Raw genomic sequence first — 11,600 nt, 5'->3', positions numbered from 1 at the left:
CGTTTTCGCATCAATGGATAATTTAGATTGCCCAGCCGCCCGCGTAGAAGGCGACCAACGCAACGGCGATCACCACAGTGCCGATGTTCAGCTTGCGCCACTCACCGGAGACCAGGCGGCCAATCACCAGCGACGCGAAACCGATCATAATGCCGGTCACGATGTTACAGGTCAGGACGATAAACACTGCGGTAATCAGGCCGGACATCGCATCCACGAAGTCCGCAAAATCGATTTTCGCCACGTTGCTCAGCATCAGCAGGCCGACGTACATCAGCGCTGGCGCGGTCGCGTAAGCCGGTACCAGGTATGAGAGCGGAGAGAGGAACAGGATCAGCAGGAACAGCACGCCGACGGTGATGGCCGTCAGGCCGGTTTTACCGCCTGCCGCCGTACCCGCTGCAGATTCGATATACACCGCCGCAGGCGCCGCCCCCACCAGACCAGAGAAGACGCTGCTCAGGGAGTCGGTGGTCAGCGCTTTGCCGCCATCAATAATCTGACCGTCTTTATCCAGCAGGTTGGCCTGACCGGCCACCGCGCGAATGGTACCGGTGGCGTCAAATACCGCGGTCATCACCAGCGCCAGCACGCTTGGCAGGATCACCGGGTTCAGCGCGCCGACGATATCCAGGCTGCCGATCAGGGAGTTGCCTTTGTCATCGCTCAGCGACGGCATGGCGAAAATACCGGAGAAGTGAACGGTCGGATCGAAAATCAGGCCGACGATGGAAATGCCAATAATGGTCAGCAGAATGCCGCCCGGCACCTTCAGTTTTTCCAGGCCGATAATCACCGCCAGACCGATGAGCGACATAATGACCGGGAAGCTCGCGAAATGACCGAGCGCTACCGGCAGGCCATCCAGCGGGTTCTTGATGACCAGACCCACGCCGTTGGCAGCGATCAGCAGCAGGAACAGGCCGATACCGATACCGGTTCCGTGCGCCACGCCCTGCGGCAGGTTGCGCAAAATCCAGCTACGAATGCCGGTGGCAGAAATAACGGTAAACAGTACGCCCATCAGGAACACGGCGCCGAGGGCAACCGGTACGCTGATCTGCTGGCCCAGCACCAGACTGAACGCGGTAAAGGCGGTCAAAGAGATGGCGCAACCAATTGCCAGCGGCAGGTTCGCCCACAGGCCCATTACGATGGAGCCCACGCCAGCCACCAGGCAGGTGGCGACAAAGACAGCCGCAGGCGGGAAGCCCGCCTTGCCCAGCATGCCCGGCACCACGATGACGGAGTAAACCATCGCCAGAAACGTGGTCAGACCGGCAACGACTTCCTGGCGCACGGTGCTGCCACGAGCCGAAATTTTAAACATGGCGTCAAGTGAACCGCCGGTACGCGCAGATGGCGTAGACATAGAAAACATCCCCTGAGAGTTTTTATAGAACGTCCATAAGCGTGGTGGAGACACCGCTGCCAGCTAAAACGTCAAATCCGTGTGTTGCGTTTGCGACGAAAGGGCGTCACAAAAAAAGCAAACGTTTAGCTCCGCGCTTATAAAACGGGTGGTCAAATTAAGGCAAACGATTATCCAGCCTAATACCCGCCCTTTTCAACTGAACTTTGTCGTTTTTCGCTAAAATTCACTTATGACGATGAAGAAATAAACAGAGGATGCGCAAACGTTATCGTCTATGCGCAATTTGTTTACATTTCAATCCTCACCCGGGATCGTTAACGGGCCACCTTGTTGCAGGGTTCTTTGCCAGCCAGGGCTAGTTTCCACTTTTTGCTTCCATGCCTGAATATGCGGAAGATTAGCAATGCCGCCGCGCGCCAGCAGGGCAAAGAGGGGGAAGCTCATCTGAATGTCGGCCATGCTTAACGTCTCTCCGGCAAACCAGCTGTTTTTAGCAAGATGTGAGTCAATAAAGCGCGCATGGGTCTCCAGCTGGGGGTTGAGATACGCTTTCTGTACCCCCTGCCCCAGCGCCTTACCCAGCGTTCGGATGCCAAACGGCACGGGCGGCTTGCCCAGGCTGCTGAAGACCAGCTTCATGAGCAGCAGCGGCATCAGCGACCCTTCTGCGTAATGCAGCCAGAAGCGATATTGCACCTTATGCGCGGGGTCTAAAGGCTTGAGCCGCGATTCGGCATCATAGGTTTCCTGCAGATATTCCAGAATGGCACCTGACTCCGCAAGGATCAGTCCGTTATCTTCAATGACCGGCGATTTGCCCAACGGATGCACCTTTTTGAGGGACTCGGGTGCCAGCATGTTCTTTTCGCGCTGGTAGTGAACAATCTCATAAGGCAGGGCGAGCTCTTCCAGCGCCCAGATCACGCGGTGAGAGCGCGACTGGTTAAGGTGATGTACCGTGAGCATGATTTTCTCCTGTTATTCATACTTTTTAACTATAGAAAATCGAACAACACCGCGAAAAAATTTCGTCTAAAAAACGGCTAGCGCGGCTGGCGAAAAAACGGGTCTTGCATAGAATTAAAGTGTCGGCACAATCCGGAACCTCCCCAACCAGCTCGACACGAGGGGTGCTGATGTCGGGGGAAACCCTCCCGTGAACCAGCGGGATAGAGAGAAAGACAAAGACCGGGAAAAACTAAAGCGCCCTTAGTGGCGCTTTAGTTCTTTATTATGCTTTTTGCCGCAAGAACTTAATCCTCCTCCAGCAGCCGCGCCCCGGTCCCCTGCTCGCCCAGCCTGTCGCCAGGGTTACGTAGCGGGCAGTCGCTACGGGACAGGCAGCCGCAGCCGATACAGCCGTCCAGCTCGTCACGCAGCGCCACCAGCGTGTGGATACGCCTGTCCAGCTCTTCACGCCACTGGGACGAAAGCTCTTTCCACTCTTTCGGGCTAAGCGTGTGCCCTTCCGGCAACACGCCGAATGCCTCACCGATCGTCGCCAGGGGAATGCCGATGCGTTGCGCAATTTTGATAATCGCCACGTAGCGGAGCACGTCACGGGTGTAGCGGCGCTGGTTTCCGCCGTTACGGATGCTTTTAATTAACCCTTTGCTTTCATAGAAGTGGAGCGCCGATACCGCAACGCCGCTTCGCTTTGCCACTTCGCCGGGGGTTAAAAGCGCTTTAATGCGCGGCAATCTCTTTTCCATAAAACCTCTTTACCTCAAGTTAACTTGAGGAATTATACTCCCCCGCAGAGAAAACGACGAATCAACCGAGAAAGTTGTATCTACAGAGGGGCAACCTTATGTCGCATCAGCAAATTATTCAGACACTTATTGAATGGATTGACGATCATATCGACCAACCGTTGAACATTGATGTGGTCGCAAAAAAATCGGGCTATTCGAAATGGTATTTACAGAGAATGTTCCGCACGGTCATGCACCAGACGCTGGGGGAGTACATTCGTCAGCGCAGGCTGCTGCTGGCGGCGCAGGCGTTACGCTCAACGCAGCGGCCGATTTTTGATATCGCGATGGATCTTGGCTATGTTTCGCAACAAACCTTTTCCCGCGTGTTTCGCCGCGAGTTTGACCGTACGCCGAGCGATTATCGCCACCAGTTGAATTAATGCATATCAGTGCAAAGGTTGCTGCTGCCAGGTCATAAACTCCTGGGGCGGCATCGCTTTCGCGAAGTGCCATCCCTGACAGAACTCAACGCCGCGCTTCAACAGCCAGCTCACCTGCTCAGCCGTCTCAACCCCTTCCGCAATGGTTTTAAGCCGCAGGCTTTGCGCCATCTCGATAATATGCTCGGCGATCAGGTGGCTGGTACTGTTGGTGGTTAAGGTGTCGATAAACGATTTATCGATTTTCAGAATATCCACGTTCAACGAGTAGAGGTTGTGCAGGTTGGAATAACCGGTCCCGAAATCATCGATCGCCACTTCATAGCCCGCCTGACGGAAGGCCTGAATCACCGGCGTGGTTTTTGGCACATCGATAAAGCCGCGTTCCGTCACTTCGATTTTAATTTGCTGGGCGCGTACGGCGTAGTGCCGGGCCTTGTCAGAAATCATGGCGATCAGCCGCGAGGAGTGGAAGTCCGTGGCCGACAGGTTGATCGAAATATAGAGATGCGGATGCGCCGCCAGGAAATGGCCCAGATCGCTGAACACCTCCTCAACGACATAATCCGTGATCCGCTCGCTCATTCCCTCTTTTTCCGCAAGCGGAATAAACTCAGCCGGGCTCATTACCTGCCCATTGAAACCAGGCCAGCGCAATAGCGCCTCTGCCCCCACACACTGGTTGTTCTTGATATCAATAATCGGCTGATAGTGCACACAAAGCTGGCGCTTGTTCAGCGCCCGGTGCAGTAAGCGCCCCGGCGAATTAAGCTCACGATGGGTGCGGGACCACACCAGCAAAATAATAATGCTGCAGATCATTCCCAGCGGTAGCGTCAACGTCGCCTGGTGATAGAGCGTTTCATAAAAACGTTTATCTGACGTCGACACGATGGCGGCAATAGGCCGATTTGTCGATTTCACGACGGTATAGAAACAGTTATCTTTTTGAAATACCGATTCCTTATCCCGAATCATCGAATTTAATAAAGTCGCATTGGCTTTCTGGCTGACGGAAAAGAAGGCATTAGTTACCGTGTCGTATACCCCCCATGCGAGGGAATGATCGGTTGACATCACTTCACTGTAAGAAAGCGGATTGACCACCACGACATAATTTCCGCGCTGCATATATGTCATTTTATAGCCAGTATAAAATGGCGTATCGCGAAAATAATAGATAGCAACGTCAGGTTTACGCGTGTAATTAGCGACCGGAATGACGTAGGGTTGATCCGGTGTAAAAACGGTCGAACAAAGAAAATTCTGACCTTCAGCATAAATTAAATCGGCGACAAACAGGCGGCCACGAACAACGTTCAACATATATTGACGATGTTCCGGCGTACAACGTTCACCCTGATATTTTTCTGCCTCGCCCCTGGCCAGTTCAACTTGTTGAATTACCAGTTCTGTTTTGTCTAAAGCCAGTTCAGCAAATGTCCGTAGCTGAGCGCTCGTTTCCGACTCGGCTCGTAGCTGGGCAAACCATAGAGCAAGCATCACCGGCAGCATAACTACCATGATGATCCCTACCACTCTGAGCATTTTGCGCCGCGCGCTACGATTCATTTCCCGCCCTATATCCCTGCATGTTGTACGCCTGTAGTAATGAAGGCCGGATGCTTTGTTAAACAGGTGATTACGTTGCATGAATCATGCGAAGTTAGCAACTGACTTTTAGTATTAAAAATCTTAAATTTCGTTATGACGATAATATTTTCCCGTAAGCTAAACTGTAAGTATTCGTTCCGTTTTAATTAAGGAAAATAATTATCCATCGCGTACGGGAGGTTTGAAGAGAACACAACAGAGGATCGCTGATTAAGCAAAACTTCTGGCGGCATGAAAAAAGTACAACACCAACGTGACGTTTTATCCTATTTCTGCGGGTATATTTTGTTCGTTGTTTTATAAATAATCAGACATCACCACAATATTATCAGAAAATAATGCGCCCCCTAAAAACGGCACGGCTGGCCGTCTCTCTGCCTCCAGATGCTCTTCCCCACTTACCCGACGGGATTACCTCAGCGCGTTGTGGATCCGCCTCCCCCTGTGCGAAGGCGGTCCCGAACCGCATGCTCTTTTTTCCGGGTAATAAAATCCCCTTTTTTGGCTACGCAGGCACTGGCGAATAAATCAACAAATGTGATATAGTTCACACATATTGTGTAACGAGAAACACTGTTTCATTCAGTTCGTCTGTTTTGTAGAGGATGGGTTTTATGGCAACCATTACTACCAGCATGGTTCTCCTGCGCTGGCCCTTGTTGAGCGCGGTTTTGATGTTTTTAGCCAGCACGCTGAACATTCAGTTTCGTAAATCCGACTACGCGGGTCTTGCCGTCATAAGTACCCTGTTAGGGCTTGGCGCGGCCTGCTGGTTCGCAACGGGCCTGCTGGGCATTACCCTGCTGGATATGGCCGCGGTCTGGGAAAATATAAAAGTGGTGATGGTTGAGGCGATGAGCCACACGCCACCAGACTGGCCGATGGTGATTACCTGATCCCTTCAGCAATAAAAAAACCCAGACGATGTCTGGGTTTTTTGTTTTAGCATCCGTTGATCAGAACGGGATATCGTCGTCGAAGTCCATTGGCGGTTCGTTAGACGGTGCCGGAGCAGACTGCTGCTGCGGACGAGACTGCGCGCCGCCGCTGAACTGGTTGCCGCCCTGCGGCTGCTGAGGCTGACCCCAACCGCCCTGCTGCTGGTTCTGACCGCCACCTGCCGGTGCGCCACCGCCCTGACGGCCACCCAGCATTTGCATGGTGCCGCCCACGTTCACCACCACTTCCGTGGTGTATTTTTCCTGACCGGATTGGTCGGTCCATTTGCGGGTACGCAGCTGGCCTTCGATATAGACCTGAGAACCTTTACGCAGATACTCACCGGCTACTTCTGCCAGTTTGCCAAACAGCACAACGCGGTGCCATTCGGTCTGCTCTTTCATTTCACCGGTCGCTTTATCACGCCAGGATTCGGAAGTAGCCAGCGTAATGTTGGCAACTGCGCCACCACTCGGCATGTAGCGTACTTCCGGGTCCTGGCCCAGATTACCGACGAGAATCACCTTGTTTACGCCTCTGCTGGCCATGTTCGTGTCTCCTGAATACGTTTCTTAATAGTGTAAACGCGCGAGTGTACCATTTCCATGCTGCACTTTGATAGTTGCGTAGCACGTTCCAGAGTTCTCCCGCGAACTCAACATTGTTACACAGTGAATCAGAAAATGCATTCCAATACTGTATATTCAAACAGGTCATTTTGTGTCATAATTAGCCGTTTCTGACAGCCGTTTGTCCTTCAAACAAACCAGGCAATCCGTGTTCCAACCGGGAAAGGTGAATGGATAAGATCGAAGTTCGGGGCGCCCGCACCCATAATCTCAAGAATATCAACCTCATAATCCCTCGCGACAAACTCATCGTCGTGACCGGGCTTTCGGGGTCAGGCAAATCCTCACTGGCTTTCGACACCTTGTATGCCGAAGGACAGCGTCGTTACGTTGAATCGCTCTCGGCGTACGCGCGTCAGTTCCTGTCGCTGATGGAAAAACCGGATGTCGACCATATTGAAGGGTTATCGCCTGCTATCTCTATTGAGCAGAAGTCTACCTCGCATAACCCGCGTTCAACGGTCGGTACCATTACCGAAATCCATGACTACCTGCGTCTGCTGTATGCCCGCGTGGGTGAGCCGCGCTGCCCGGACCACGATGTCCCGCTGGCGGCACAGACCGTGAGCCAGATGGTGGATAACGTGCTGTCGCAGCCGGAAGGCAAACGCCTGATGCTGCTGGCACCGATTATCAAAGAGCGTAAAGGCGAGCACACCAAAACGCTGGAGAACCTGGCAAGCCAGGGCTATATCCGCGCCCGTATCGACGGCGAAGTGTGTGACCTGTCCGATCCGCCAAAGCTTGAGCTGCAAAAGAAACACACCATCGAAGTGGTGATTGACCGCTTTAAGGTGCGTGACGATCTCGCCACGCGCCTGGCTGAATCCTTTGAAACCGCGCTGGAACTCTCTGGCGGCACGGCCGTGGTCTCCGACATGGACGACCCGAAAGCGGAAGAGCTGCTCTTCTCCGCCAACTTCGCCTGCCCGATTTGCGGCTACAGCATGCGCGAGCTGGAACCGCGCCTGTTCTCGTTCAACAACCCGGCGGGCGCGTGCCCGACCTGTGACGGTCTGGGCGTGCAGCAGTATTTCGATCCGGATCGCGTGATCCAGAACCCCGAGCTGTCGCTCGCGGGCGGTGCGATTCGCGGCTGGGATAAGCGTAACTTCTACTACTTCCAGATGCTGAAGTCGCTGGCGGAGCACTACAAATTCGACGTTGAAGCGCCGTGGGCGAGCCTGAGCCCGAACGTGCACAAAGTGATCCTGTTCGGTTCCGGCAAAGAGAACATCGAGTTCAAATACATGAACGATCGCGGCGATACCTCCGTGCGTCGCCACCCGTTCGAAGGGGTGCTGCACAATATGGAGCGCCGCTACAAAGAGACCGAATCCAGCGCGGTGCGCGAGGAGCTGGCGAAGTTCATCAGCAACCGCTCCTGCGCCACCTGCGAGGGCACGCGTCTGCGTCGCGAAGCGCGCCACGTGTTTGTGGAAAACACGGCGCTGCCGACCATCTCAGACATGAGCATCGGCCACGCAATGGACTTCTTCAACAACCTGAAGCTTTCCGGCCAGCGTGCGAAAATCGCCGAAAAAGTGCTGAAAGAGATCGGCGATCGCCTCAAGTTCCTCGTGAACGTTGGCCTGAACTACCTGACGCTTTCCCGCTCGGCGGAAACACTCTCCGGCGGTGAAGCCCAGCGTATCCGTCTGGCGAGCCAGATTGGCGCGGGCTTAGTCGGCGTGATGTACGTGCTGGATGAACCGTCCATCGGCCTGCACCAGCGCGACAACGAGCGTCTGCTCGGCACGCTGATCCACCTGCGCAATCTCGGCAACACGGTAATCGTGGTGGAGCACGACGAAGACGCAATTCGCGCCGCAGACCACGTGATCGACATCGGCCCGGGCGCGGGCGTGCACGGCGGCCAGGTGGTGGCGGAAGGTACGCTGAAGGACATTATGGCGGTGCCCGAGTCGCTGACCGGCCAGTACATGAGCGGCAAGCGCAAAATTGAAGTGCCAAAACAGCGCGTCGCGGCGAACCCGGAAAAAGTGCTGAAGCTCACAGGGGCGCGCGGCAACAACCTGAAGGACGTCACCCTGACGCTGCCGGTTGGCCTGTTTACCTGCATTACCGGCGTGTCCGGTTCCGGTAAATCGACGCTGATCAACGATACGCTGTTCCCGATTGCGCAGACGGCGCTGAACGGCGCGACGCTGGCCGAGCCTGCACCGTACCGCGATATTCAGGGGCTGGAGCATTTCGACAAGGTTATCGACATCGACCAGAGCCCGATTGGCCGTACGCCGCGTTCCAACCCGGCGACCTATACCGGCGTCTTCACGCCCGTACGTGAACTCTTCGCTGGCGTACCGGAAGCGCGTTCGCGCGGGTATACGCCAGGACGTTTCAGCTTTAACGTGCGCGGCGGCCGCTGTGAAGCGTGTCAGGGCGACGGCGTGATCAAGGTTGAGATGCACTTCCTGCCGGATATCTACGTGCCGTGCGACCAGTGCAAAGGCAAGCGCTATAACCGCGAAACGCTGGAGATTAAGTACAAAGGCAAGACCATCCACGAAGTGCTGGACATGACCATCGAAGAGGCGCGCGAGTTCTTTGACGCCGTCCCTGCGCTGGCGCGTAAGCTGCAGACGCTGATGGACGTAGGCCTGACCTACATTCGCCTGGGGCAGTCAGCAACGACCCTGTCCGGCGGTGAGGCGCAGCGCGTGAAGCTGGCGCGCGAGCTGTCCAAGCGTGGTACCGGCCAGACGCTCTACATTCTGGATGAGCCGACCACCGGCCTGCACTTTGCGGATATCCAGCAGTTGCTTGAGGTGCTGCATCAGCTGCGCGATCAGGGCAACACGATTGTGGTCATCGAACATAATCTGGACGTGATTAAAACCGCGGACTGGATTGTCGATCTCGGCCCGGAAGGCGGCAGCGGCGGGGGTGAAATCCTCGTCTCCGGTACGCCAGAGACAGTTGCAGAGTGCGAAGCCTCGCACACCGCGCGCTTCCTTAAACCGTTGCTGTAATTGTTACACGGAGAGCTGCTGTCGGGTCGCTTCCGGCAGCAGTTCAACCGCCTGCTTGTAGGACGCATCCACCAGATAGTAAATTTGCGAGCCGGGCAGCGAGCCGTCCAGATAAACGGTACTCCAGTGCGCCTTATTGAGGTGCTGGCTCGGCCTCACATCATCATGCTGCTGACGTAATAGGTCCGCCAGTTCCGGGCTGGTTTTCAGCGACGCCGCCGGGCGCCCTTCAACCTCTTTGACCATCGCAAACAGCACGTCTCCCACTTTGATCTGCGTGGCTTTCCAGTCGCTGTGAACGCTTTGTTCCGCGCCAGGCTTGCTCATGCAGTACTGAAGTATCTCCGAAATTGTCATCTTTATTCCCCTTGTAGCGTTGCGATAATTTTACGCGAACCACCGTGAATGCGATGTTCTCCCAGCCAGATCCCTTGCCACGTTCCCAGCATTAGCCGCCCGTTATGAACCGGCAGCATCAGCGATACGCCCAGCAGAGAAGATTTGATATGCGAAGGCATGTCATCTGCGCCTTCATAATCGTGCTCGTAGGGGGCGTTGTCCGGAACCGTCTTCAGGAAATGGTGTTCCATATCAGACCGGACGGTAGGGTCGCAATTTTCATTAAGCGTGAGGGAGGCTGACGTGTGCTGAAGCAGCAGATGCAGTAAACCCGTTTTGACGCGCGACAGGTCGCGGAGTTGCCCGATGACTTCGTCCGTCACAAGGTGAAACCCGCGGGGTTTAGCGCTTAAGGTCAGGGCCTGTTGATACCACATGAGCTGCTCCGTTCTGAAAGATGAATCTTTCTAAGTGTGCAGCAAGAAGGCGAAAGGTAAAACCCGCAGCGGCGGATTTGTTCAAAAAAGAATCAAAGCCGCCGCTCAAGAACTAATACTCGGAGTTAACAATCACCTCCTCGCCAAACTTGCCTGCCATCGGCAGCGGTCGATAGGTCGAGTTAGAGGCACGCAGCACCCGGATCGCTCTGGCCCCCACATCCTGCGCCGCGGTAATGTCGTTATCCGAATCACCGTAGAACACTTTGATGTTTTTCTGCTCCAGCCACTGGGTTTTGGTGTTTTGTCCCTCTTTATCACCGGCAAAAATGACCGGATTCATGCTGGCCGCCGGGATCTGAAAATCGTCCTGCAGGGTTTTGGAGACGGTCTCCGTTTTGGTCTGGCTACGGCCGGTGACAAAGTAAATGCTGTCGCCGCGCTTAACGTGCATGGCGATCAGCGCGCGGGCCACCTCTTTCGGAATGCTGAACTCATCCCAGCCGTTATTCATTTTTTCCCAGAACTCCGGGTTCTTCAGATACGCTTCGCTGTCCGAAGAATACGTTTTCTTGCCACGCCAGAAGCCTGGGCTCGAGAACAGCACGGTATCGTCAATGTCGAAGCCCACGGCCATTGGCGGGCGGCCCATCAGGCTGTTTTCGATTTGGGCCACGGAAACCCAGTGAATGGGTGCCTGCTCGGCAAGGATGGCGGCGGTGGTGCCGGTGTAAAGCGGCGTCGGTGCGGAAGCTCGCGCGACGACGGCGCTATTAAGCGAGAACAATAAGCAGGCGGCGCTGAGCGCCAGTGTGATCTTGCGCATATTTTCCCCTGAATATTCAGTTTGTTATCTTTATATTTTGAGTGGATGGTCAAAAATCTATCCGACCATAACCCCGGAGGGAGGGGAAGGAAAGGAGTTTTTACTTATAAAGATGAATAAAAAGAAGACGATCACAAAGTGCCGGGGGACGTGTTTATGCGGTCTGATGCCCTCACCCCAGCCCTCTCCCATGTACGGTCCGGGGACATAGTGAACACTTGTTCGGGGACATGGTAGACACTTACAACTGAGGCATAAGAACCCGTTTATGGAGTCGCTTATGCCCTGGGATGCGAGAGATACCATGTCAT

Annotated in this window: 11 protein-coding genes; 3 read left to right on the top strand and 8 right to left on the bottom strand. The window is 54.7% G+C overall.

The window, feature by feature from the left end; genetic code table 11:
* Nucleotides 1-22: 22 nt before the first annotated feature.
* The 3 genes from ghxP to soxR all read right to left on the bottom strand — a co-directional run bounded on the left by ghxP (nt 23) and on the right by soxR (nt 3,087).
* Nucleotides 23-1,372, bottom strand: coding sequence for a guanine/hypoxanthine transporter GhxP (gene ghxP / locus ACMWL8_RS22430; protein WP_028015179.1), 1,350 nt, complete (start codon nt 1,370-1,372; stop codon nt 23-25).
* 297 nt (nt 1,373-1,669) lie between these two features.
* Nucleotides 1,670-2,341, bottom strand: a complete 672-nt coding sequence (locus tag ACMWL8_RS22425; protein WP_028015178.1) for a glutathione S-transferase family protein — start codon at nt 2,339-2,341, stop codon at nt 1,670-1,672.
* A gap of 287 nt (nt 2,342-2,628) precedes the next feature.
* A complete protein-coding gene (soxR, locus tag ACMWL8_RS22420) occupies nt 2,629-3,087 on the bottom strand; it encodes a redox-sensitive transcriptional activator SoxR (protein ID WP_023331806.1) in 459 nt (152 codons plus the stop codon).
* Nucleotides 3,088-3,185: 98 nt separating this feature from the next.
* Here soxR and soxS point away from each other — a divergent pair, with 98 nt between their 5' ends.
* A complete protein-coding gene (gene soxS / locus ACMWL8_RS22415) occupies nt 3,186-3,512 on the top strand; it encodes a superoxide response transcriptional regulator SoxS (protein ID WP_008503387.1) in 327 nt (108 codons plus the stop codon).
* 6 nt (nt 3,513-3,518) lie between these two features.
* Here the strand turns inward: soxS and ACMWL8_RS22410 are convergent, their stop codons facing one another.
* On the bottom strand, nt 3,519-5,084 hold the full coding sequence (locus tag ACMWL8_RS22410) for an EAL domain-containing protein (protein WP_045261051.1): 1,566 nt from the start codon (nt 5,082-5,084) through the stop codon (nt 3,519-3,521).
* 656 nt (nt 5,085-5,740) lie between these two features.
* On the opposite strand from ACMWL8_RS22410, the gene ACMWL8_RS22405 reads away from it, so the two are divergent.
* Nucleotides 5,741-6,022, top strand: coding sequence for a YjcB family protein (locus ACMWL8_RS22405; RefSeq protein WP_045261050.1), 282 nt, complete (start codon nt 5,741-5,743; stop codon nt 6,020-6,022).
* Between the two features lie 60 nt (nt 6,023-6,082).
* Here the strand turns inward: ACMWL8_RS22405 and ssb1 are convergent, their stop codons facing one another.
* Nucleotides 6,083-6,613, bottom strand: a complete 531-nt coding sequence (ssb1, locus tag ACMWL8_RS22400) for a single-stranded DNA-binding protein SSB1 (RefSeq protein WP_006810470.1) — start codon at nt 6,611-6,613, stop codon at nt 6,083-6,085.
* 251 nt (nt 6,614-6,864) lie between these two features.
* Between ssb1 and uvrA the strand changes: the two genes are divergently transcribed.
* Nucleotides 6,865-9,687, top strand: coding sequence for an excinuclease ABC subunit UvrA (gene uvrA / locus ACMWL8_RS22395; RefSeq protein ID WP_041911534.1), 2,823 nt, complete (start codon nt 6,865-6,867; stop codon nt 9,685-9,687).
* Between the two features lie 3 nt (nt 9,688-9,690).
* Here uvrA and ACMWL8_RS22390 read toward each other — a convergent pair whose 3' ends face one another.
* From ACMWL8_RS22390 to aphA, 3 genes are all read right to left on the bottom strand, one after another.
* A complete protein-coding gene (locus ACMWL8_RS22390) occupies nt 9,691-10,044 on the bottom strand; it encodes an MmcQ/YjbR family DNA-binding protein (protein WP_028015174.1) in 354 nt (117 codons plus the stop codon).
* A gap of 2 nt (nt 10,045-10,046) precedes the next feature.
* Nucleotides 10,047-10,463, bottom strand: coding sequence for a secondary thiamine-phosphate synthase enzyme YjbQ (locus tag ACMWL8_RS22385; protein WP_045261049.1), 417 nt, complete (start codon nt 10,461-10,463; stop codon nt 10,047-10,049).
* A gap of 112 nt (nt 10,464-10,575) precedes the next feature.
* Nucleotides 10,576-11,289, bottom strand: a complete 714-nt coding sequence (aphA, locus tag ACMWL8_RS22380) for an acid phosphatase AphA (RefSeq protein ID WP_045261048.1) — start codon at nt 11,287-11,289, stop codon at nt 10,576-10,578.
* Nucleotides 11,290-11,600: the final 311 nt, after the last annotated feature.

Origin of the sequence: Enterobacter sp. 04-C-12-SI-ECC, from assembly GCF_047530715.1 — a bacterium.
Classification (GTDB): domain Bacteria; phylum Pseudomonadota; class Gammaproteobacteria; order Enterobacterales; family Enterobacteriaceae; genus Enterobacter; species Enterobacter bugandensis.
The sequence above is the reverse complement of the archived record's forward strand: the minus strand, read 5'-3'. Positions and strand labels throughout refer to the sequence as shown.